Below are 20,361 nucleotides of genomic sequence, written 5' to 3' on the forward strand. Positions count from 1 at the left end.
GTTAGACATGGGACACCGGGGCCCGGGCCCCGAAGGCCAGGAACGGACGCACGGGGGGCGCCGCAATGGGAACAGGGACCGGTTCGACCGGCGGGGCCAACCAGGGCTACCGGGTCGAGATCGAGCAACTGCGCACGTTCGCCGGGCAGGTACGGCTGCTGTTGAAGGAATTCGAGAAGGACGCCAACGGCAGCACCACCCACGGACGCAGCGGCATCGGCAAGACCGCCTTCGGCACCTTCGCGGAGGCGACGGAGATCCACGGCCGCTACAGCACCATGCGGGACGCCCTGCGGGACGTGCTGAACCAGCTCCAGCAGGCGATCGATCAGGCCCAGAAGAAGGCAGAACTCACCGCGACCAACTACGAGGAGCAGGACCAGCACGTGGGCACGAAGCTCAAGCTGGCCGGCGACGGTTGGTCCGTGTCCGATCCCTCGGCCACCAGCCAGGTCGCGTACCAGGCCAACCAGGTCCCGTCCCGGCGTGGCAACGCCACCATCTGACCGATCGCCCGACCGGAGGTGAACCACCCGTGACCTACACCGATTTCACCAAGTACAGCCATGCCGATCTCCGCACGATGGCACAGGCCCTCGACCCCGGCGCGGTGATGGCCGCCGGCGACCCCTGGCGCAAGGCGGCGACCACGCTCAAGGAGATCCGCAAGACCCTCACCAACGTGAGCACCGAGGCGGCCACCTCCTGGGAGGGCACCACCAGCGACTCCTTCCACACCTCGATGCTGACCCTCGCCACCAACATCAACGAGGCCGCCGCGTACGCCAACGACGCGGCCAACACGCTGCACAACATGTCCGAGGCGATGGCGACGGCCAAGCGCACCATGCCCGAGGAACCGGGCAGCTGGGACCAGTTCAAGGACAAGGTCGGGGACTTCTTCAGCAGCGAGGACGACCACATCCAGCTCACGGACCAGAAGAAGGCCGAAGCGGCAGCCGTCATGCAGACCCTCGCGATGCACTACCGCATCGCGACACCTGCCTTGAAGGCTCCGCCGTCCCTTCAACGACCGCCGGTGGACGACAGTCGAGACGCCAGCCCGCAGGCCGACCCGACGGGGGCGGCGGCTGCAGTGGCCGCAGTCGTCTCAGGTGCTTCGTTCGGGACCGGAGGGGCGTCGGCGCGGTCGGCAGCCGGCGCCACGTCAACGCGGCCGAAGTCGCAGCCTCCGATGGTGGCCCGCCCCGCGGTCAAGGGGACAGCGGCCCCGACCGACTCCGGGATCAGGGGAGGAGTGGCACAGGCGCTCCCGAAATCGCCGCCAACCACGGGGCGTACTTCCAGCGCGGGCATCTCGGGTACGCCGATGCCCGGACAGGGCGGAAGTGTGCCGAGTCCGGTCACCTCCGGGACCCAGACGTCCGGCTTGAATGTTCCGCCGACCGTGGCTCCCGGCAGCGGACCGATCGGGGGCGGCGGTGAGCGGACGACTGCTGTCCATCCAGGACCGTCGGTGCAGGGCTCTCCTGCTGGTTCTGGCCTTGGCGCCAAGGAATTTTCGAGTGGCGCGGCTCCGGTGGAGGGGCCGGGTCTTCGAGGTGGCCGAACTACCGGGATCGGTGGTGAGGTCCATCCAGGTATCGGAGCCGGAGGAAGAGGAGCGGCCGGGGCCAGACAGCTCGCTGGACCGCTGGCCCGGCCCGGGGGAGCCGTCGGCGAGACGATTCCGCCCATTTCCGGAGTACGGGGCAAGCAGGCCTTCACGGAAGGAGGGTCCGGTTTGGGCGCGCGCAGCCGCCTGGGTGGGGAGGTCGGAGCCCGGAGTACAGGTGTCATGTCGCCAGGCATCCCGCTGAGCGAGGCACAGCGCGGTAGGAAGAACCGAGGGAAGGACGGTAAGCGGCCGGACTACCTCGTCGAGGACGAGGAGACCTGGGCGTCGGACAAGCCGGCCAATCCGAACGTGGTGGAATGAGGGCCGGTCCGTGAACGGCCGGGTGATCTGATCGCATCCCCGCAGGTCGGTGATCTGCGGGGATGCCTCGTTGAGTGGGGTGAACGGGGTTGACGAGCCGCTCGTTGGCACGTGGTACGGCGGTCCTTGCGGCTGGGGCGCTGGTCTGGGCCGTCGCCGCGCCGGCGGCTCTGGCCGATGAGGTCAGGGACAAGCAATGGGCTCTCAAGACCTTCGAGGCCGAGACGAAGGTCTGGCCGGTGAGTCAGGGCGAGGGCGTCGTCGTTGCGGTGATCGACAGCGGGGTGAACTCGGAGCACCAGGACCTGACGGGGCAGGTGCTTCCCGGGGCCGATTTCTCCGGTGCCAAGTCGGACGGGCGTACTGACACGGACGGTCACGGTACCGGGATGGCGAGTCTCATCGCGGGGCACGGGCACGGTACCCAGGCCGGAGTGATGGGGCTGGCCCCCAAGGCGAAGATCCTGCCGGTGAAGGTGAGAACGAGCGACGGCGGTCCTGTGCCGGAGCAGAACGATCTGGCGGCGGCGATTCGTTTCGCGGTGGACCACGGTGCGACGGTCATCAATATGTCCGTCGGGGGACCGTTCCACTTCGACTCTCAGGCCCGGAAAGCGGTGGAGTACGCGGTGTCGAAGGACGCCGTACTGGTCGGGGGAGCCGGCAACAGCGTCGCGGACCTGAGCGTCAACTATCCGGCCGCCTTTCCCGGTGTGGTGGCCGTCGGGGCGGCGGACGCCAAGGGGGTGGTGTGGGGCAGCTCCAAGCCCGGTCCCGAACTCACGCTCCTCGCACCCGGTGTGGAGATCTACCGTGCTTCGGCGAAATCCCTGACGAGCTATGCGATCGGGAACGGTACGTCCGACTCCACTGCCTACGTCTCCGCTACCGCGGCTCTCATTCGGTCCAAGTACCCGAACCTGTCCGCCGGGCAGGTGATCAACAGGATGATCAAGTCGGCTACTCCCCCGCCGGATGGGACAGTGGTGCCCAATGTCCACTACGGCTACGGGGTCGTCGCCCCGGAGAAGGCGCTGGAGCCGAATCCGGCGGTGGACAACGGGCCGAAGGAGAACCCGCTCGCGAACCGGCCCGAGTCGTTGGGCGCGCCACCCGGCGATGACGAGAGCGACGCGACGGGCCAACCATCGGCCGTACCCGAGGCCACGTCAGGCGGCAGCAGCGGCAGTGGGCTGGTGATCGGCGCCGGTGCGGTTGGTGTTGTGGTGGTGGGGGCGGTGGTCGCCGCGGTGGTGCTGCGGCGGCGGGGGCGGCGGGGGGTTGAGGGGGCGCCGTACGGTGGGGGCGGTCAGTGAGTGCTGAGCCAGTCGTCGCGTAGGGCGGCCATGTGGAGGACGTCCCAGTAGCGGTCGTCCCAGTGGTGGGCCTGGCGGGCGCGGCCTTCGAGGACGAAGCCGGCCTTGGTGTAGGCGCGGGCGGCGCGTTCGTTGTACTCGAAGACGTCGAGGTGGACGCGGTGGAGGCCGACGGTGGCGAAGGCGTGGCGGAGGACCAGGACGGTGGTCTCGGTGCCGATGCCGCGGCCGACGCTGTCGGGGGTGAGGGCGATCCGGTAGTCGGCGGAGTTGTTGTCCGGGTCGACGTTGGTGAGGGCGGTGTCGCCGAGGAAGCGGCCGGTGGTCGGGTCCTCGACGGCGAGGTCGAGCCGGTCGGGGTGGTCGGCGCGGGTGGCGCACCACTGGGCGATCTGGTCGCGGGTGAAGGCGGTGCGGGTGCCGGTGAGGCGGTTGGTCTCCTGGTCGGTGCAGTGCGCCCACAGCGGGTCGGTGTGCCGGGCCGCCAGGGGGACGAGGCGGATGGTGGGGCCGTGCAGGGTGGGTTTCACCGCGAGGGCTGAGAGGTCCGTGGCCATGGTGCCCAGGATGCCCGGGTGGGGCCGGTTCGTGCCGGGATTTTCGGTGCGGGGCCTATGCGGCGACGGCGATCTGCTGCCGGTGGTGGGTGGGGGTGGTGAGTTGGTCGACGATGGCGAGGGCGAGGTCGGCCTGGGCGATCCGGGGGCCGAGGACGTGGGGGCCGCCGATCCGGTAGCGGCCGGTGCCGGGGGCGGTGCGGTCGAGGTCCATGGGCGGGGTGACGACGACCCAGTCGAGGGTGGCGGGGGAGTCGTGGAGCAGGTCGAGGGCGGCGGAGTGGCCGAGGGAGAAGGTGCGGTAGGCGTCGGGGAAGGCGGGGTCGTCGTGGACGGCGACGCCGGGGGCGGTCTGCAGGGTGGTGGCGATGCCGACGCTGAGCAGCCGGGGGACGCCGGCGCGGCCGAGGCCGTCGACGAGGGCGCTGGTGGCGGCGCGGTAGAACTCGGTGGACGGGGTGTCGGGGGTGTAGACGGAGCTGACGGCGGCGGGGTGTCCGGTGGCGGTGGCGGTGGCGGTGGCGGTGGCGGTGGCGGCGACGGCGGCCGGGTCGGTGACGTCGCAGCGCACCAGGGTGACGCCCCCGCCGGCGAGGTCGGCGTGGCGCTCGGGGTCGCGGACGGCGGCGGTGACGGTGAGGCCGCAAGTGGGCCTGGCGGATCATCCGTTGCCTGGAGGGCGGGCCGCGCCGGTTCTCGGAGCTGCGGGTCCCGTTGGCGGGCATCACGGCGAAGGTGCTGGCGGAGTCGCTGCGTTCGATGGAGCAGGACGGCGCGGTGGTCCGGACCGAGTACGCGGAGAATCCGCCGCGGGTCGAGTACGCGCTGACGCCGTTGGGGCGGACCCTGCTGGGGCCGATGGACGCGGTGTGCGAGTGGAGCCGGGAGAACCTGGGCGGCCTGCTGGCGGCCCGGCTGGAGTACGAGCGGGCCGGGGGCTGATCGCGCCGGGGCTGATCGTGCCGCGCACCGCTCGGACGGGCGCTGCTCGGACGGGTGCCGCTCGGACGGGCGCCCGGCCTGGCAGCATTTCGGCGGTCGCTGGCGGCCTTGGCGCTGGTGGGGCCGGGTGCGGGGCGGCCATGCTGGGCCCATGAGCACTCCTGACCAGCACCTCGCGAACCCCGTCGACGCCGGCACCCCCGCCCCGGGCACCCCCGCCCCGGGCACCCCCGCCCCCAGCGCCCCGGACGCGATCGTCCCCGACGCCAAGGACTGGACCTGGGTGCTCGAACGCGCCTGCCCCGACTGCGGGTTGGACACTCCGGCGGTGGCCCCGGCGGAGGTCGCCGCGATGGTCCGGGCGAACGCCGAGGCCTGGCTGGCGGTGCTGGCGGGGGACGAGGACGGGCTGCGTCGTCGGCCGGCTCCGGGGGTGTGGTCGGACCTGGAGTACGCCTGCCACGTCCGGGACGTCTTCCGGCTGTTCCTGGTCCGGCTGGACCTGATGCTCGACCAGGACGGCCCGCTCTTCCCGAACTGGGACCAGGACGAGACCGCGGTCGCCGAGCGCTACCGGGAGCAGCGGCCGCAGGTGGTGGCCGGGGAGCTGGCGGAGGCCGCGGCGGCGTTGGCGGCGGCGTTCGGGGCGGTGTCGGGGGAGCAGTGGGAGCGGACCGGGAGCCGCGGCGACGGGGCGCGCTTCACCGTCGGGTCCTTCGCCCGCTACCTGATCCACGACCCGGTGCACCACCTGTTCGACGTGACGGGCGAGCGGGTCTGACCCCGGTCGCCGCGGTTCACCAGCCGGAGGCCTCGCGGAGCATGGTGCGCCGGAGCCGGCCCGCGACGCTGGCGGTGTCGGTGCCGATGACGTCGGCGATCTCGGGGGCGGCGAGGCCGACGACGTAGTGCAGGATCGCCAGGTCGTCGTCGGCGGGGTGGCGGTCGGGGACGGGGATCTCCTGCGGGGTGTGTTCGGCGACGGTGCCGCGCAGGATCTGCCAGGCGAGCGCGGTCGGGTTGGGGCTGGTGAGCAATTCCCGCCACTGGACGGCGATTTCGGCGAACGCCTGTTGGACGGCGGTGGCCGCTTCGGCGTGCTCGGTCAGCCACACCCGGGCGTAGCTGAGGTACCGGGGGCGGTGGAGTTCGCAGAAGGCCGCGAACTCCAGCGGTACGTCCTCCGGTTCGCCGGGCCCCGGGGGTGGCTCGGCGGCGCTCGTGTGACGGTTGGTCATCTCGTCTTCTCGGAAGGGGAGATGGGTTTCTGACGGTCGATCATCTGTGCTCACTCTACGGTAGGCCCTCGGTGCGCTGGGTGACCAATCCGATGGAATGCCTGGAACCCGCTGCGGCGCGTCCGGTTCCGGTGACGGGCGGTGCGGCGCGGCGGCGGTACTGCCGGTGGAGGCCGGTGAAGGGCCGGTCGAGGGCCGGTCGAGGGCTGGTGGTGGGTCGACCGGGGCCGCCGGGGCCCGGCCGGGGAGTGCTGCACAGTGGTGCGGTGGCGCGGGTGCGAGCGTGTCGCAGCTGGTCAGGGGGTGTGGGACGGCAGGGGTCGCACGGCAGTTGAGGTGCCACCGTAGGGCCTGCCGGGTCCGGCGTCCACGCCCAGGGCGCGAAGCCGGGGCCGCGCAACCGTCTGCGCAACCGCGCTCACGACGGGGGTTGCGCCGGGCCGGGTGGCGGGGGGTGCGTCGAAAGCGCCCCGGCGGCCTGCGGCGACCGGGGCGCGGATCGGGGCGGGGAGGTGCCGCCCGGTCAGGGGGTCGGCCGGGCCTCCGTGGGGGCGATCAGGTCGTCGGCGGTGTTGCCGCGTTCGACCTGGGCGGGGAAGGACTCGACGGCCCGGCGCCGGGCCAGCTGGGCGGCCGTCGCGGCCGCTGCCGCGGCAGCCGCGGCGGCTCCGGCGGCGGCCTCCTCGCGCTCGCACCGGTGGGTGCCGGGCGCTGCGGTGGCCTGTGCGGCCGAGGGGTGGCCGGCTGTGGCGTGTGCGCCCGCCGGAAACCCGTTGGCCGGATGCCCGTTGGTCGGGTGTCCGTTGGTCGGGTGTCCGCTGGTCTGGTGTCCGTTCGCCGGGTGGCTGTTGGCGAGGTGGCCGTTCGCCTGGTGTCCGCCCGCCGGATACCCGTTCGCCGCATGGCCGACGGCGTGCTGTCCGGTGGCGTGCGCCCCTCCGGCGTGCGTCGCGCCCGTGCGCGCCCCCGCCGCGCGTCGTCGGCGCCCGAGTTCCGCCCGTTCGGCGTGTTCCTCGGCCGCCTGTCTAGCGGCCAGGTAGGCCTGGACGGCGGCCATGCCGTAGACCGGCTGGATGAGCTGGTGGCCCTTGAAGAAGGGTCTGGCCGGGGCGAACCCGGCGGCGACCACGAGGTCGCGGATCTCTGCTATCTCGGCCTCGCTCCGGGCGGTGAAGCGGACCTCCCAGCCCTTCTTGTACGTATGGCCCTTCTCGCCGCTGCGGCGGGCCGGATCCGGGCGGCGGACGTACCCGGGCAGACGGCCGAGGCGGAGCTGGGCCGCGCGGAGGCCGGCGGTCTCGTCACGTGACATGACGTAAGCCTAGGCAATCCCGGAAGCGCGTTTGACGCCCCGGGGGTCCCTCGCCGTATGCCCTTGATCACTCTGGGTCAGACGACCAGGTCGGCGATCGTTTCCGATCAAACACGATAGCCATATGAACGTCATTTACTCCAAATGAGTGAGGGTATGAGGACTTTAGTGCAGGCTGATCCCGGTTTCGCGACGGTTGAGTAACAGTGCGTCAGGCAGTGGCACGGGGGGCGTGGCGGTTGGGGATGGTGGGCGCATGAACGAACGTAGTGAGCGATTCGTCGAGGGGCGCGCATGAGCTACCGGATCCCCTCGCCGCCGCCGTCCCTGGAGGAGCTGGCGAAGCGTCAGCAGAACGTCGTCACCGCGAGCCAGCTGCGCGCCCGGGGCGTGCCGGCCCGGGTCATCACCGAGCACTGCCGCCACGGCGGCCCCTGGCAGCGGCTGCTGCCCAGGGTCTACCTGCTCCAGTCCGGCGAGCCCACCCCGGAGCAGCGGATGTGGGCCGCGCTGCTGTACGCGGCGCAGAACGGCCGGGAGGAGGGCCGCCGGGAGGGTGCGGTGATCACCGGGGCGGCCGCGCTGGCGCTGTACGGCTTCGCCGCCGTGCCCCGGCTGCCCGCGGTGACCGGGGTGGACGTCCTGGTGCCCCGCCAGCGTCGGCTCAAGGACGCCGGCGAGGTGCGGATCCGGCGCACCGAACGGGAGTTGGTGGCCCGCTCGGTCCACGGGCTGGCCTGCGCGCCGGTGGCCCGGGCGGTCGCCGACGCGCTGGCCGAGTGGACGGCGGACGGGCTCCCGGTGGACGCTCCGGTGCCGGTGCGCGAGGTGTTCCGGGAGGCCGTCGCCCGCCCGGAGAACCGCTGCACGGTGCGGGAGTTGGCCGCCGAGCTGGTCGAGTCGGGGCTGACCGGGGAGCCCCGGGTGCGGGCCGCGCTGGACGAACTCCTGGCCGCCGAGCGGGAGTTCGTGCTGGAGCGGGTCGACCGGCTGGTGGACGAGTGGCTGCTGCCCGCCCCGCTGGTCGCCCCGGAGCTGCGGATGCGCGGCGGCACCTACATCGGTGTCCCGGACCTCTACTGGCCGGAGCAGGGCGTCGCGGTGGAGGTGGACTCCGACCTGCGCTGCGTCAGCGAGGGCGAGGCCGCCTGGGTGCGCGGCGGCCAGCACCGGATGGAGTACCTGGGGATCCGGGTGGTGTACGTCTCCGGCGCCCGGCTGGCCGCGGACCCGGAGGCGGTCGGCGGCGAGCTGCGCGAGGCCTACCGGGCGGGCGGGACGGACGTGGTGGAGCTGATGGTGGTCTGAGCACCGACCGCACCGACCGCACCGACCGCGCCGACCGCGCCGACCGCACCGACCGCACCGCTCGTGCGCGGGCCGGGTCCAGCGGGCCGGGCCCAGCAGGTCCGGCTCAGGCCGGCCGGACCACCGGCGCGCCGACCAGCTCGACCCCGGCCGCCCGCAGTTCCTCCAGCGCGGCGGCGGTGGTCTCCGGCGCCACCCCGGCGGTGAGGTCGAGCAGCACCCGGGTGGTGAAGCCGGCCCGGGCGGCGTCCAGGGCGGTGGCCCGGACGCAGTGGTCGGTGGCGATGCCGACCACGTCGATCTCGTCGACCTGCCGTTCGCGCAGCCACTCCACCGGGCCGCGGTTGTTCTCGTCCAGCCCCTCGAAGCCGCTGTAGGCCGCCGAGTAGGCGCCCTTGTCGAAGACCGCCTCGACCGCGCCGGAGATCACCGAGGGGGCGAAGTTGGGGTGGAAGCCCACGCCTTCGGTCCCGGCCACGCAGTGCACCGGCCAGCTGGAGACGTAGTCCGGCTCGGCGGAGAAGTGCCCGCCCGGGTCGATGTGGTGGTCCCGGGTGGCGAGGATGTGCTGGTAGCCGGCGGGGGACTCGGCGATCAGGTCGGTGATGGCGGCGGCCACCTCGGCGCCGCCCGGGACGGCCAGGCTGCCGCCCTCGCAGAAGTCGTTCTGCACGTCGACGACGATCAGTGCCCGGTGCATGGCTCGCATCCTCGGATGTGGGGGGCGGGTGCGCCCCGGTGGCGGGTCCCTCGCGAACGCCGGACGGCCGGGGAGGAACTCCAGGGGAACTCTACGGCTGACTCTAGGGAGTGGCGCGCGGCGGCGGAAGGCTTGGGGCCCGTCTTCGGGCCCGGCGGCCCACCGCCGGTCCGCGCGGCCGTCCGCGACGCTCCGCAGGAGTCGGCAGGTCTGTCGGCAGGTCGGCCAACCGGTCGTCTGCCGGCCAGCCGGCCGACCGGACCGCCGGTCAGTCGATCCAGCCGGCCGACCGGACCGCCGGTCAGTCGATCAGCTCGGTGGGGATGACCGGGTCCCCCTTGGACAGCTGGGTGGCCGACAGCGGCAGCGCGGCCCGGGCCCGGACGTGGCGGTCGCGGGCGGCGGTCAGCGGTTCGCGGCCGACGGTCTCGCCGGCCAGGACCAGCGGCACCTGGACGAGGTGGGGCCGCAGGTCCTCGGGGATCGGCCCGGTGCCGACCACCTCGGCCTCGGCGACGCCCTCGGCGTCGGGTCGGCGGGCGGCCCACTTGCGGCCGCCGACGCTGGTCTTGCCGCCGGCCGCGCGCTTGGCGACCGGGACGAGCGGGCCGTCCGGGGTCTCGGCGCGGGCGACCAGCTTGTAGACCATGGCGCAGGTCGGGTGGCCGCTGCCGGTGACCAGGCTGGTGCCGACGCCGTAGCCGTCCACCGGGGCGGCGGCGAGGGCGGCGATGGCGTACTCGTCCAGGTCCGAGGTGACGATGATCCGGGTCTTCTCGGCGCCGAGTTCGTCGAGCTGACGGCGGACCCGGTGGGCGGCCAGGATGAGGTCGCCGGAGTCGATCCGGACGGCGCCGAGTTCGGGCCCGGCCACCTCGACGGCGGTGCGGACGGCCTCGTGCAGGTCGAAGGTGTCGATCAGCAGGGTGGTGCCCCGGCCCATCGACTCGATCTGGGCCCGGAAGGCGTCCCGTTCGCTGTCGTGCACCAGGGTGAAGGCGTGCGCGGAGGTGCCGGTGGTGGGGATGCCGTACCGGTAGCCGGCCTCCAGGTCGGAGGTGGCGGCGAAGCCGGCCACGTAGGCGGCCCGGGCGGCGGCGACGGCGGCCTGCTCGTGGGCCCGGCGGGCGCCCAGTTCGATCACCGGCCGGCCGCCGGCCGCGGCGGTCATCCGGGAGGCGGCGGCCGCGACGGCGGAGTCGAAGTTGAGGATCGAGAGGATCACCGTCTCCAGGATCACCGTCTCGGCGAAGCTGCCCTCGACGGTGAGCACGGGGGAGCCGGGGAAGTAGACCTCGCCCTCGGGGTAGCCGTGGATGTCGCCGCGGAAGCGGTAGTCGGCCAGGAACCGCAGGGTGTCCTCGTCCACCACGCCCTGCTCGGACAGCCAGTCCAGCTGGGCGGTGTCGAAGCGGAAGTTCTCGACGGCGTCCAGCACCCGGCCGGTGCCGGCCATCACGCCGTAGCGGCGGCCGCTGGGGAGGCGTCGGGTGAACGCCTCGAAGACGGAGCGGCGGTGCGCGGCCCCGCTGCGCAGGGCGGCCTGCAGCATGGTGAGCTCGTAGCGGTCGGTGAGCAGCGCGGTCGAACCGGCCGCGCGCACTGATGTGGCGTCCATGAGGATGATGCTACTACCACTTAGCGTCAGAGTGACGATTTCTCTCGACGCGACCCGGGGCGGAATCGCCCGGGTGTCCCCCGGATGGCAGCATGGGGCGTGAGAAGTCACGGACGAGTGTGCAACGAGGAGGCCTGCCGGTGAGTGTCGCGCCCGTGGAGATCGAGCGCCCGGAGGTCGAAGGACTGCCGGTGGCGGAGCCGGACACGCCCTGGGTGACCATCGTGCACAACGACCCGGTCAACCTCATGAGCTACGTCCAGTACGTCTTCCAGGCCTACTTCGGCTATCCGAAGGACAAGGCCCGGAAGCTGATGATGGACGTGCACAGCAAGGGTCGGGCGGTGGTCTCCAGCGGCTCCCGCGAGGAGATGGAGCGGGACGTCCAGGCGATGCACGGCTACGGCCTGTGGGCGACGCTGCAGCACGACTGACCTCCCCTCCGGCGCACGACCGACCGGGCGACCGACTGACCGCCCGCCTCCCCGGCGGTGCGGGCGAAGACGACGAAGACGGGCTGACCGATACAGATGGCTGGGTTGTTCGAGAGCACCGGCGATGGTGGCGCGGCGATCGCGCTGGACGAGGTGGAGGCCTCCATCCTGCGCTCGCTGGAAGTGCAGATGCTGGAGCTGATCGGCCCCGGCCCGGGCGGGGAGAGCGACGACCCGCTGGCGGCGCTGTTCGCCGAGGGGCCGAGCGAGGCGCCCGCGGACCCGGCGCTGGCCCGGCTGTTCCCGGACGCCTACGGCGACCCGGCCGCGCCGGCCGACGCCGAGGCGCAGGCAGCCTCGGCCGAGTTCCGCCGCTACACCGAGCTCGACCTGCGGGCCCGCAAGCGGGACGACGCGCTGCAGGTGGTCCGGTCGCTGGACGGCCTGGGCGGCGGCGGGGTGCTCAAGCTGCCGGCCCCCGACTGCCTGCGCTGGCTGGGCGCGCTCAACGACCTGCGGCTGACCCTCGGGGCGCGGCTGGAGATCACCGAGGAGGACGAGCAGGGCCTCTACGGGCTGCCGGACGGCGACGAGCGCAAGCCGCTGGTGATGGCCTACCTGTGGCTCGGGGCGCTCCAGGAGTCGCTGCTGGAGGCGATCGCCGACTGACGGTGGAGCGGTTTCCTCCGCTTCGTCCGGCGATCCCGCCCGCTTTCGGGCAAGCCCCGGCCGTTCCGTCCAGCATGCGGACGATCGGCCGGGGCATTTTCTCATAAATCGGGCAAAACCTAGCAGGACATGCTCAAATATCGCTCAGATGAACACCGGTATCCGGATCGGGCGTGGTACGACTTCTCCCCACAAACGAGACCCACCAGGACGGTGACCATGGCCGAGCAGACCTACGACCAGGTGGTCGACGGGAAACCGGACGAAGAGGGCTACGAGCGGGGGCTCGGCAGCCGCCAGATCCAGATGATCGCGATCGGCGGCGCGATCGGCACCGGCCTCTTCCTCGGCGCCGGCACCGCGATCTCCAAGTCCGGGCCGAGCCTGATCCTCTCCTACGCGGTCGCCGGCCTGGTGATCTTCGCGATCATGCGCGCCCTCGGCGAACTCCTCACCTACCGCCCGGTCTCCGGCAGTTTCGCCGAGTACGCCCGGGAGTTCCTCGGCCCCTTCGCCGGCTACGTCACCGGCTGGACGTACTGGCTGTTCTGGGTCGTCACCGGCATGGCCGAGACCACCGCGGCCGCCGTGTACGTCAAGTTCTGGGCGCCCGGCATCCCGCAGTGGGCCAGCGCGTTGACCTTCCTGGTCATCCTCTACGCGGCCAACCTGATCTCGGTGAAGCTGTTCGGCGAGATCGAGTTCTGGTTCTCCATGGTCAAGGTCACCGCCATCATCGGCATGATCCTGATCGGCATCGGCGTGCTCACCCTCGGGTTCAGCAAGGCCGGTGACACCGCGTCGATCACCCACCTGTGGCAGGACGGCGGCTTCTTCCCCAAGGGCATCGGCGCCACCGTGATGACCCTGCAGATCGTCATGTTCGCCTACCTGGGCGTCGAACTCGTCGGCGTCACCGCGGGCGAGAGCGAGAACCCCGAGAAGACCCTGCCGCGCGCCATCAACACCCTGCCCTGGCGCATCGCGCTGTTCTACATCGGCGCCCTGGTGGTCATCCTCTCGCTGGTGCCGTGGCGGGAGTTCCAGCCCGGCGTCAGCCCGTTCGTCGCCGCCTTCGGCAAGATCGGCATCCCGGCCGCGGCCGGCATCATCAACTTCGTGGTGCTCACCGCGGCGCTCTCCTCCTGCAACTCCGGGATGTACTCCACCGGCCGGATGCTGCGCGACCTCGCCCTGCGCGGCCAGGCCCCCGGGCAGCTCACCAAGCTCAACAGCCGCCGCACCCCGGCCTTCGCGATCACCATCTCCTGTGTGCTGATGGGCGCCGGCGTGGTCCTCAACTACCTCGTCCCGGCACGGGCGTTCGAGTACATCACCTCGGTCGCCACGGTCTGCGGGCTGTGGACCTGGGCGATGATCCTGATCTCCCAGATCCGCTACCGCAAGGCCTGGCAGGCCGGCCACCTGCCGCCGCCCACCTTCAAGGCCCCCGGCGGCGCCTGGGTCAGCTGGGCCGCCCTCGCCTTCCTGGCCATGGTCGTGGTGCTGATCGCCCTGGACGCCGACAACCGGATCTCGCTGTACGTCTTCCCCGGCTGGGCGCTGGTGCTGGTGATCGGCTACCAGGTGCTCAAGCGCCGCAACCCGGAGTCCGTCCACGGCACCGCCCACGACCACCTGCACGCCCGCAACGGCGGCTGACACCCCCGGCGCGGCCGGGCGTCCGCAGGCCCGCGACCGTGTGGCGGACACCCGGCGACCGGGCCTCGGACGCCCCGGCGGACATCCGGTAGGGCGTGGCATCCTGGCCGACATGCTGACCATCACCCGAGAGATCCGCGACCGGATCGTGGCCCACGCCCGCGCCGACCACCCGGACGAGGCCTGCGGCGTGGTCGCCGGCCCGGCCGGCAGCGGCCGGCCCGAGCGGTTCGTCCCGATGCTCAACGCGGCCCGCTCGCCCACCTTCTACGAGTTCGACTCGGGCGACCTGCTCAAGCTCTACCGCGAGATGGACGACCTGGACGAGGAGCCGGTGATCGTCTACCACTCGCACACCGCCACCGAGGCCTACCCCTCCCGCACCGACGTGAGCTACGCCTCCGAGCCGTTCGCCCACTACGTCCTCGTCTCCACCGCCGAGGGAGCCGCCGAGGACGACCCCTACGAGTTCCGCTCGTTCCGCATCGTGGACGGCGAGATCACGGAGGAAGACGTCCAGGTCGTCGAGGCCCACCCGGCCTGACCGGCACCCACCCGGACCCGGCCCGCCGACCCGCCCCGAGCGGTCGGCGGGCCCCCGGCGTCCCGGAGGAATCTCAGCATCGGAAACGAAAGCATCCGGATCGCGGGACAGGCATGTCGGAGCGGGCCCGGGAATCTATACGATGAGCCCATGCGTTCCGTCGATGTGAGCAACCAGGCCCCGGGCACCCGCCTCGTGGCGCGCCTGCACATCGACCTGTGCCGGCACGCCGGCGCGATCTGTCCCGGCACGCCCGCGCGCTCGCGCTGAGAGCCGCCCCGCCCCACCCGGGCCCCGCCGCCTCCCCGGCGGCGTCGAGCCCCGGGCACCCTCCGCCCCGCCGCGCCCGTTGCGGCCCACCCACCCCACACGACTCGCACAGGAGCGCACCCATGGCCATCGAGGTCCGCATCCCGACCATCCTCCGCACCTACACCGACGGCGCCAAGGCCGTCGAGGGCAACGGCAGCAACCTCGCGGAACTCTTCACCGACCTCGACGCCCGCCACCCGGGCATCGCCGCCCGCCTGGTCGACGGCGGCGAGCTGCGCCGCTTCGTCAACGTCTACCTGAACGACGAGGACGTCCGGTTCCTGGAGGGCATCTCCACCGCCCTCGCCGACGGCGACAGCGTCACCATCCTGCCCGCCGTGGCCGGCGGCGCCCGCTGACCTCCCGGTTCCCCCGGCACCGTCCCCGCCCGTGACGCAACGGGGCCGGCGCCGGGGTCGGGGGAACCGCCCCTCTTCACCCTCACCGCCGTGGCCGGAGGCCTCCCTTGCGATACGACAGTCCGCTCGAAGCCGTCGGCAACACCCCCCTGGTCCGCCTGCCCCGGCTGTCCGCCGCCGTCCCCGGCAACGACGACGGCCTGGTGACCCTCTGGGCCAAGCTGGAGGACCGCAACCCCACCGGCTCCATCAAGGACCGCCCGGCGCTGCACATGATCGAGCGCGCCGAGGCCGACGGCCGGCTCACCCCCGGCTGCACGATCCTGGAGCCCACCAGCGGCAACACCGGCATCTCGCTCGCCATGGCCGCCAAGCTCAAGGGCTACCGGATGGTCTGCGTGATGCCCGAGAACACCAGCGAGGAACGGCGCGAACTGCTCCGGATGTGGGGCGCCGAGATCATCCCCTCCCCGGCCGCCGGCGGCTCCAACACCGCCGTCCGGATCGCCAAGGAGATCGCCGCCGAGCACCCCGACTGGGTCATGCTCTACCAGTACGGCAACCCCGACAACGCGGGCGCCCACTACGCCACCACCGGCCCCGAGATCCTCGCCGACCTCCCCACCGTCACCCACTTCGTGGCCGGCCTCGGCACCACCGGCACCCTGATGGGCGTCGGCCGCTACCTGCGCGAGAAGGTCCCCGGCGTACGGATCGTCGCCGCCGAACCGCGCTACGACGACCTGGTGTACGGGCTGCGCAACCTCGACGAGGGCTTCGTCCCCGAGCTGTACGACGCCGAGGTGCTCACCACCCGCTTCTCGGTCGGCTCCGCCGACGCCGTCCGCCGTACCCGCGAACTCCTCCAGCAGGAGGGCATCTTCGCGGGCGTGTCCACCGGCGCCATCCTGCACGCCGCGATCGGCGTCGGCCGCAAGGCGGCGGCCGCCGGGGAGCGCGCGGACGTCGTGTTCGTGGTCGCGGACGGCGGCTGGAAGTACCTCTCCACCGGCATCTACACCGCCGAGTCCACCGAGGCGGCGGTCGAGGCCTTGCAGGGCCAGCTCTGGGCCTGATGCCCTAGCGTCCCTGGTTCGACACCGCCCGCTGGGCCCGGGACCAGACCTGGCGGTCCACGGTGCCGGTCCGGCGGCGGAAGGCCGACAGCGGCACCTCGCGCAGCTCGTCGGTCTCCAGCCAGCTGGCCCGGCCCTGCCGGTCGCCCACCGAACCCGGCGGCAGCGGCAGCACGCCCGGGCGCTCGGCGTGGTGCTTGCTGGTGATCTTCGCGACGGTGGCGGTCCGGCCGTGCACCCGCAGCACCAGGCAGGGGCGGTCCTTGGCGCCCGGGCCGTCCTCGAACGGCACCTCGGCCCACCAGATCTCCTGCGGCTCCGGCCCGGCCCCGGTGCGCGGGCGCGGCCGCGGGCGGGTCGGGGCGGCCGGGCGGGACGCGGGGCGGGTGCGCCTGACCAGCGCCGCCGCGACGGCGGCCAGCACGGCGACGCCCGCCAGCAGGAGAACGATCCAGATGCCAGTCATGCCGCGAACCGTACCGGGCCGCCGGTGGACGCCACCACCGTGGCGGCCGTGACAGTTGAGCATTTGTCCGTACGTTGCTCCCGGTTCGTCACGGATCCGCCACGACGCCCGTTCTGCGGCCTGCGTCCCGGTGCCGTCCGGAAAGGCTGCCCCACGAACGTCCGCCCCCGTCCCCCCGGAGGTGCCTTCGTGAACAGCGACGCACTGTGGTCGTACGCCGAGATCGCCCGGCACATCAACGTCCAGCCCGAGACCGTCCGCAACTACCGGCGGCACGGACTGCTGCCCGACCCCGACGTGATCGACGGCAGCGGACACCCCCGCTGGTACCCCGCGACCATCCGCACCTGGGCCCGCAACCGCCCCCGGCGCCGCTGATCCGGCGCCGCGGCCCCCGCCCCGGCGGTCTGGGTGATTCCAGCCACAGCCCGGCACGGGGACGGGGGCAAAGTGCTGCTCCGCCCTTACCCTCGACACACCAACGCAGTGCTACCGGCCGGTCCACCGGCCCGGCCTGCCGTTTTCCATGCTTGTTTTCCATGCTGTTTCCATGTCGTGCGCCAACAGCAGCCAGGACGTGTCGGGGCGGAGGGGCTCGGATGAAACTGACCGTGGTGGGGTGCTCGGGGAGCTTCCCGTCCGCCGACTCGCCGTGCTCCAGCTACCTGGTCGAGGCCGACGGCTACCGCGTGGTGCTGGACCTCGGCAACGGCGCGCTCGGCGCGCTGCAGAAGTACACCGGCCTCTACGAGGTCGACGCCGTCCTGCTCAGCCACCTGCACGCGGACCACTGCGTCGACCTGTGCGCCTACTGGGTCGCCCGCAACTACCGCGCGGAGGGCTGCCCCGACCTGCTCCCGGTGTACGGTCCGGCCGGCACCGCCGAGCGGCTCGCCCGGGCGTACGACATGCCGGAGAACCCCGGGATGAAGGAGGTGTTCGAGTTCCGCACGCTCACTCCGGGCAGCTTCGGGCTCGGCCCGTTCCGGGTCTCCGTCGCGCAGGTCAACCACCCGGTGGACGCCTTCGCCTTCCGGCTGGAGCACGACGGCCGCGCGCTGGTCTACTCCGGTGACACCGGGGAGAGCCCCGAGCTGGTCGAACTCGCCCGGGACGCCGACCTGTTCCTCTGCGAGGCCGCCTACCTGGACGGCCGCGACACCTACCGGGCCGTCCACCTCAACGGCCGGGAGGCCGGTGAGCACGCGGCCGCCGCCGGGGCGCACCGGCTCGTGCTCACCCACATCCCGCCGTGGACCGACGCCGAGCGCAACCGTCGCGACGCCGCCGCCGCGTACGCCGGCCCGGTGGAGCTGGCCCGGGCCGGCGCGGTGTACGAGATCTGATCCCTGCTCCGGACCCGATCCGCTGTTCCTGGTCCGGGCCCCTGCTCTGGATCTGGTCTTCGAAGACGGACCCTAGCGTCGGCCGGGTACCGGCAGGCCGAGGTGGTCGCGCAGGGTCGGGCCGGTGTAGTCGGTGCGGAACACCCCGCGTTCCTGGAGCAGCGGGACGACCCGGTCGACGAACTCGTCCAGGCCGCCCGGGGTGAGGTGCGGGACGAGGATGTATCCGTCGGCCGCGTCGTTCTGCACGAAGTGGTCGATCTGCCCGGCGACGGTGGCGGGGGAGCCGATGAAGGACTGCCGGCCGGTCACCTCGATGACCAGTTCACGGCTGGTCAGGTTCTTCTCCGCGGCCAGCGCCCGCCAGCGTGCGGCGGTGCCCACCGGGTCCGGGATCCGGACCCGGCCCTGGACCAGCGCGCTGTCCGGGTCGGGGTCGACGTCCGGCAGCGGCCCGTCCGGGTCGTGGTCGGACAGGTCGACGCCCCAGACCTGCTCCAGGTAGTTGATCGTGGTCTGCGGCCCGACCTGGGCCCGGCGGACCTCGGCGGCGCGCTCGGCCGCGTCGGCGTCGGTGTCGCCGAGGACGAAGGTGGCCGCGGGCAGGATCTTCAACTCGTCCGGCTTGCGGCCGTAGGCGGCCAGTCGCCGTTTGACGTCCTGGTGGAAGGCCTGGCCGTCGGCGAGGGTGGAGTGGCGGCTGAAGATGACGTCGGCGGCGGACGCGGCGAACTCGCGGCCCTCGTCGGAGTCCCCGGCCTGGATGACCACCGGGTGGCCCTGCGGCGGGCGGGGCAGGGAGAGTCGGCCCTCGACCTCGAACTGCGGCCCGGAGTGCCGCACCCCGGCGGCCCCGGTGTCCCAGAACTCCCTTGCCAGTTCGACGGATTCGGCGGCCCGGGTGTAGCGGTCGGCCCGGTCCAGGTAGCCGCCGCGGCGGAAGTTCTCCCCGGTGAAGGCGTCCGAGGAGGTGACCACGTTCCAGGCCGCCCGGCCGCCGGAGAGGTGGTCCAGGGAGGCGAAGCGGCGGGCGAGTTCGTACGGCTCGTTGAAGGTGGCGTTCACCGTGGCGGCCAGGCCGATCCGTTCGGTGACGGCGGCCAGGGCGTTCAGCACGGTGATCGACTCGGGGCGGCCGACCACGTCCAGGTCGTGGATGCGGCCGTTGGTCTCGCGCAGCCGCAGGCCCTCGGCGAGGAAGAAGAAGTCGAACTTGCCGCGTTCGGCGGTCTGCGCGAGGTGGCGGAAGGAGTCGAACTCGATGTGGCTGCCGGAGGCCGGGTCGCTCCACACCGTGGTGTTGTTGACGCCGGGGAAGTGGGCGGCGAGGTGGATCTGCTTGAGCGGACGGTCCGTCATCGGGTCACCTCGGCGAGGGCGGGGGAGTCGGTGGTGGGGACGCTCGCCGCGGCCGCGGCGGCGGCGTAGCGGCTGGCCGGGCGGGGCAGTCCGAGGTGGTCGCGCAGGGTGCGGCCGGAGTGGCCGGCGCGCAGCAGCCCGGTGGCGCGCAGGGCCGGGGCGGTCCGCTCGGCGAGGGCGGCCAGGTCGCGCGCGGGCTCGGCGGGGACGAGGTGGAAGCCGTCCACGCCGGTGCCGGTGGCGCTGAGTTCGGCGAGCAGCCGCTGCTCGGCGGCCCGGTCGGGCAGGGCGGCGTCGAGCCGGGCGAGGATGCGCAGCTGTTCGCCGGAGCGCAGCCGCAGTTCGGTGGCGGCGGTCAGCCGGGCGGCCCGGTCGGGGGCGTCCAGGACGACGACGTCGGCGTACCGGATCGCGGTGGCGACCCGGGCCCGCCCGCCGGGGGTGGCGTCCGGGACGAGGTCGGCGGCGGACACCGGCACCACGACCACCGGGCGGCCCTGCGGCGGGCGCGGGGTGATGGAGGGGCCGCGGACCGAGAAGTGGCGGCCCTCGAAGTCGATGTAGTGCAGCTTGTCGCGGTCGACGAACCGGCCGGTGGCGGTGTCGCGGATCTCCGCGTCGTCCTCCCAGCTGTCCCAGAGCCGGGCGGCGACCTCTGCGGCGTCGGCCGCCTCGGCCCAGAGTTCGTCCTCGGGGGCGACCGGGCGGCGGCCGAAGGCCCTGGTCTCGGCCTCGGTGCCGGAGACGCCGACCAGCCAGCCGGCCCGGCCCGCGCTCACCCAGTCCAGGGTGTTGAGCGAGATGGAGGTGTGGAAGGGCTCGGTGTGGGTGGTGGTGACGGTCGGGACCAGGCCGATCCGCGAGGTCAGCGGGGCGATCCGGGCGAGGGTGGCGAGCGCGTCGGGGCGGCGCGGCTCGGGGGCGAAGGAGTCGTCGAGGGTGACGAAGTCCAGGCCGGCGCGCTCGGCGAGGAGGGCGAGGCCGGCGTAGTGGGCGGCGTCGAAGTGGCCGGGACTGTCGATGGCGGCGGAGAGGTGCAACTGGCGGGGCATGGCGAGCCTGGCTTTCCTCGTGCGGAGGTGCGCGGCCGTGCATGGACAGCGGCCCCGTACTGGTGCGGGGGTGCGGTCACGCGCGGCGCGGTTGCGCGGTGACGGCCCGTGGGCAGGCGGAGGCCCGCGACGGGCGGGGGAGGAGGGCGGCC

22 protein-coding genes and 2 pseudogenes are annotated in these 20,361 nt (G+C 72.9%); 15 read left to right on the forward strand and 9 right to left on the reverse strand.

Going from position 1 to position 20,361, the window contains the following annotated elements; genetic code table 11:
- The first annotated feature begins 65 nt into the window (after positions 1–65).
- From ACFY2K_RS19720 to mycP, 3 genes are all read left to right on the forward strand, one after another.
- Positions 66–506 carry a hypothetical protein gene (locus ACFY2K_RS19720; protein WP_380522524.1) on the forward strand — a complete coding sequence of 147 codons (441 nt, stop codon included), beginning with the start codon at positions 66–68 and terminating at the stop codon, positions 504–506.
- Positions 507–535: 29 nt separating this feature from the next.
- Positions 536–1,939, forward strand: a complete 1,404-nt coding sequence (locus ACFY2K_RS19725; protein WP_380589463.1) for a WXG100 family type VII secretion target — start codon at positions 536–538, stop codon at positions 1,937–1,939.
- Positions 1,940–2,028: 89 nt separating this feature from the next.
- The gene (gene mycP, locus ACFY2K_RS19730; protein ID WP_380589460.1) at positions 2,029–3,255 is read left to right on the forward strand and encodes a type VII secretion-associated serine protease mycosin; all 1,227 of its coding nucleotides are present in this window, start codon (positions 2,029–2,031) and stop codon (positions 3,253–3,255) included.
- Here mycP and ACFY2K_RS19735 read toward each other — a convergent pair.
- A complete protein-coding gene (locus ACFY2K_RS19735; protein ID WP_380522528.1) occupies positions 3,249–3,812 on the reverse strand; it encodes a GNAT family N-acetyltransferase in 564 nt (187 codons plus the stop codon). The genes mycP and ACFY2K_RS19735 overlap by 7 nt on opposite strands.
- A gap of 55 nt (positions 3,813–3,867) precedes the next feature.
- Positions 3,868–4,395: pseudogene (locus tag ACFY2K_RS19740) on the reverse strand (NAD(P)-dependent oxidoreductase); the annotation flags it as partial.
- A gap of 68 nt (positions 4,396–4,463) precedes the next feature.
- Between ACFY2K_RS19740 and ACFY2K_RS19745 the strand changes: the two are divergent.
- A pseudogene (locus ACFY2K_RS19745) lies at positions 4,464–4,754 on the forward strand (winged helix-turn-helix transcriptional regulator); the annotation flags it as partial.
- A gap of 151 nt (positions 4,755–4,905) precedes the next feature.
- A complete protein-coding gene (locus ACFY2K_RS19750) occupies positions 4,906–5,535 on the forward strand; it encodes a DinB family protein (protein WP_387712816.1) in 630 nt (209 codons plus the stop codon).
- Between the two features lie 16 nt (positions 5,536–5,551).
- On the opposite strand, the gene ACFY2K_RS19755 is transcribed toward ACFY2K_RS19750, so the two are convergent.
- Positions 5,552–5,992, reverse strand: a complete 441-nt coding sequence (locus ACFY2K_RS19755; RefSeq protein WP_375883069.1) for a hypothetical protein — start codon at positions 5,990–5,992, stop codon at positions 5,552–5,554.
- 523 nt (positions 5,993–6,515) lie between these two features.
- Positions 6,516–7,304, reverse strand: a complete 789-nt coding sequence (locus ACFY2K_RS19760; RefSeq protein ID WP_387712819.1) for a hypothetical protein — start codon at positions 7,302–7,304, stop codon at positions 6,516–6,518.
- Between the two features lie 294 nt (positions 7,305–7,598).
- Here ACFY2K_RS19760 and ACFY2K_RS19765 point away from each other — a divergent pair, with 294 nt between their 5' ends.
- Complete coding sequence (locus tag ACFY2K_RS19765) at positions 7,599–8,612, forward strand: hypothetical protein (RefSeq protein WP_387712822.1); 1,014 nt, start codon at positions 7,599–7,601, stop codon at positions 8,610–8,612.
- A 106-nt stretch (positions 8,613–8,718) separates the two neighbouring features.
- Here ACFY2K_RS19765 and ACFY2K_RS19770 read toward each other — a convergent pair whose 3' ends face one another.
- Both ACFY2K_RS19770 and ACFY2K_RS19775 read right to left on the reverse strand, forming a co-directional pair.
- On the reverse strand, positions 8,719–9,312 hold the full coding sequence (locus ACFY2K_RS19770; RefSeq protein ID WP_375883075.1) for an isochorismatase family protein: 594 nt from the start codon (positions 9,310–9,312) through the stop codon (positions 8,719–8,721).
- Positions 9,313–9,613: 301 nt separating this feature from the next.
- A complete protein-coding gene (locus ACFY2K_RS19775) occupies positions 9,614–10,930 on the reverse strand; it encodes a nicotinate phosphoribosyltransferase (protein WP_380589448.1) in 1,317 nt (438 codons plus the stop codon).
- Between the two features lie 140 nt (positions 10,931–11,070).
- Between ACFY2K_RS19775 and clpS the strand changes: the two genes are divergently transcribed.
- From clpS to ACFY2K_RS19810, 7 genes are all read left to right on the forward strand, one after another.
- Complete coding sequence (gene clpS / locus ACFY2K_RS19780) at positions 11,071–11,364, forward strand: ATP-dependent Clp protease adapter ClpS (protein ID WP_380522531.1); 294 nt, start codon at positions 11,071–11,073, stop codon at positions 11,362–11,364.
- Positions 11,365–11,460: 96 nt separating this feature from the next.
- The gene (locus ACFY2K_RS19785) at positions 11,461–12,033 is read left to right on the forward strand and encodes a DUF2017 domain-containing protein (protein WP_387712826.1); all 573 of its coding nucleotides are present in this window, start codon (positions 11,461–11,463) and stop codon (positions 12,031–12,033) included.
- 219 nt (positions 12,034–12,252) lie between these two features.
- Complete coding sequence (locus tag ACFY2K_RS19790) at positions 12,253–13,695, forward strand: amino acid permease (protein WP_375883083.1); 1,443 nt, start codon at positions 12,253–12,255, stop codon at positions 13,693–13,695.
- A gap of 112 nt (positions 13,696–13,807) precedes the next feature.
- Complete coding sequence (locus tag ACFY2K_RS19795; RefSeq protein WP_375883086.1) at positions 13,808–14,239, forward strand: Mov34/MPN/PAD-1 family protein; 432 nt, start codon at positions 13,808–13,810, stop codon at positions 14,237–14,239.
- Positions 14,240–14,389: 150 nt separating this feature from the next.
- Positions 14,390–14,509: a putative leader peptide gene (locus ACFY2K_RS19800; RefSeq protein WP_317621128.1), complete on the forward strand. Its 120-nt coding sequence runs from the start codon at positions 14,390–14,392 to the stop codon at positions 14,507–14,509.
- A gap of 122 nt (positions 14,510–14,631) precedes the next feature.
- Complete coding sequence (locus tag ACFY2K_RS19805; RefSeq protein ID WP_097237732.1) at positions 14,632–14,910, forward strand: MoaD/ThiS family protein; 279 nt, start codon at positions 14,632–14,634, stop codon at positions 14,908–14,910.
- Positions 14,911–15,017: 107 nt separating this feature from the next.
- Entirely contained in the window at positions 15,018–15,986 is a 969-nt protein-coding gene (locus tag ACFY2K_RS19810) for a PLP-dependent cysteine synthase family protein (protein WP_375883090.1), read from the forward strand.
- 4 nt (positions 15,987–15,990) lie between these two features.
- Here the strand turns inward: ACFY2K_RS19810 and ACFY2K_RS19815 are convergent, their stop codons facing one another.
- Positions 15,991–16,452: a type II toxin-antitoxin system PemK/MazF family toxin gene (locus tag ACFY2K_RS19815; protein ID WP_387712831.1), complete on the reverse strand. Its 462-nt coding sequence runs from the start codon at positions 16,450–16,452 to the stop codon at positions 15,991–15,993.
- A gap of 189 nt (positions 16,453–16,641) precedes the next feature.
- Between ACFY2K_RS19815 and ACFY2K_RS19820 the strand changes: the two genes are divergently transcribed.
- On the forward strand, positions 16,642–16,830 hold the full coding sequence (locus ACFY2K_RS19820; RefSeq protein WP_380595355.1) for a MerR family transcriptional regulator: 189 nt from the start codon (positions 16,642–16,644) through the stop codon (positions 16,828–16,830).
- Positions 16,831–17,051: 221 nt separating this feature from the next.
- Positions 17,052–17,798, forward strand: coding sequence for an MBL fold metallo-hydrolase (locus tag ACFY2K_RS19825; protein WP_375883099.1), 747 nt, complete (start codon positions 17,052–17,054; stop codon positions 17,796–17,798).
- A 72-nt stretch (positions 17,799–17,870) separates the two neighbouring features.
- Here ACFY2K_RS19825 and ACFY2K_RS19830 read toward each other — a convergent pair whose 3' ends face one another.
- Positions 17,871–19,157: an LLM class flavin-dependent oxidoreductase gene (locus tag ACFY2K_RS19830; RefSeq protein WP_380522533.1), complete on the reverse strand. Its 1,287-nt coding sequence runs from the start codon at positions 19,155–19,157 to the stop codon at positions 17,871–17,873.
- Positions 19,154–20,209, reverse strand: coding sequence for an LLM class flavin-dependent oxidoreductase (locus ACFY2K_RS19835; protein WP_387712836.1), 1,056 nt, complete (start codon positions 20,207–20,209; stop codon positions 19,154–19,156). The genes ACFY2K_RS19830 and ACFY2K_RS19835 overlap by 4 nt, the downstream gene beginning before the upstream one ends.
- Between the last annotated feature and the right edge of the window lie 152 nt (positions 20,210–20,361).

It is taken from the genome of Kitasatospora sp. NPDC001309, from assembly GCF_042896295.1.
Classification (GTDB): Bacteria; Actinomycetota; Actinomycetes; order Streptomycetales; family Streptomycetaceae; genus Kitasatospora.

Excerpts from the sequence above, each read along its gene's own strand:
- ACFY2K_RS19785 (WP_387712826.1), top strand. The coding sequence starts at position 11,461 with ATGGCTGGGTTGTTCGAGAGCACCGGCGATGGTGGCGCGGCGATCGCG.
- ACFY2K_RS19775 (WP_380589448.1), bottom strand. The coding sequence starts at position 10,930 with ATGGACGCCACATCAGTGCGCGCGGCCGGTTCGACCGCGCTGCTCACC.
- ACFY2K_RS19765 (WP_387712822.1), top strand. The coding sequence starts at position 7,599 with ATGAGCTACCGGATCCCCTCGCCGCCGCCGTCCCTGGAGGAGCTGGCG.
- ACFY2K_RS19735 (WP_380522528.1), bottom strand. The coding sequence starts at position 3,812 with ATGGCCACGGACCTCTCAGCCCTCGCGGTGAAACCCACCCTGCACGGC.
- ACFY2K_RS19755 (WP_375883069.1), bottom strand. The coding sequence starts at position 5,992 with ATGACCAACCGTCACACGAGCGCCGCCGAGCCACCCCCGGGGCCCGGC.
- ACFY2K_RS19770 (WP_375883075.1), bottom strand. The coding sequence starts at position 9,312 with ATGCACCGGGCACTGATCGTCGTCGACGTGCAGAACGACTTCTGCGAG.
- ACFY2K_RS19825 (WP_375883099.1), top strand. The coding sequence starts at position 17,052 with ATGAAACTGACCGTGGTGGGGTGCTCGGGGAGCTTCCCGTCCGCCGAC.
- ACFY2K_RS19835 (WP_387712836.1), bottom strand. The coding sequence starts at position 20,209 with ATGCCCCGCCAGTTGCACCTCTCCGCCGCCATCGACAGTCCCGGCCAC.
- ACFY2K_RS19815 (WP_387712831.1), bottom strand. The coding sequence starts at position 16,452 with ATGACTGGCATCTGGATCGTTCTCCTGCTGGCGGGCGTCGCCGTGCTG.
- ACFY2K_RS19800 (WP_317621128.1), top strand. The coding sequence starts at position 14,390 with ATGCGTTCCGTCGATGTGAGCAACCAGGCCCCGGGCACCCGCCTCGTG.
- ACFY2K_RS19795 (WP_375883086.1), top strand. The coding sequence starts at position 13,808 with ATGCTGACCATCACCCGAGAGATCCGCGACCGGATCGTGGCCCACGCC.
- ACFY2K_RS19805 (WP_097237732.1), top strand. The coding sequence starts at position 14,632 with ATGGCCATCGAGGTCCGCATCCCGACCATCCTCCGCACCTACACCGAC.
- ACFY2K_RS19790 (WP_375883083.1), top strand. The coding sequence starts at position 12,253 with ATGGCCGAGCAGACCTACGACCAGGTGGTCGACGGGAAACCGGACGAA.
- ACFY2K_RS19720 (WP_380522524.1), top strand. The coding sequence starts at position 66 with ATGGGAACAGGGACCGGTTCGACCGGCGGGGCCAACCAGGGCTACCGG.
- ACFY2K_RS19750 (WP_387712816.1), top strand. The coding sequence starts at position 4,906 with ATGAGCACTCCTGACCAGCACCTCGCGAACCCCGTCGACGCCGGCACC.
- ACFY2K_RS19760 (WP_387712819.1), bottom strand. The coding sequence starts at position 7,304 with ATGTCACGTGACGAGACCGCCGGCCTCCGCGCGGCCCAGCTCCGCCTC.
- ACFY2K_RS19830 (WP_380522533.1), bottom strand. The coding sequence starts at position 19,157 with ATGACGGACCGTCCGCTCAAGCAGATCCACCTCGCCGCCCACTTCCCC.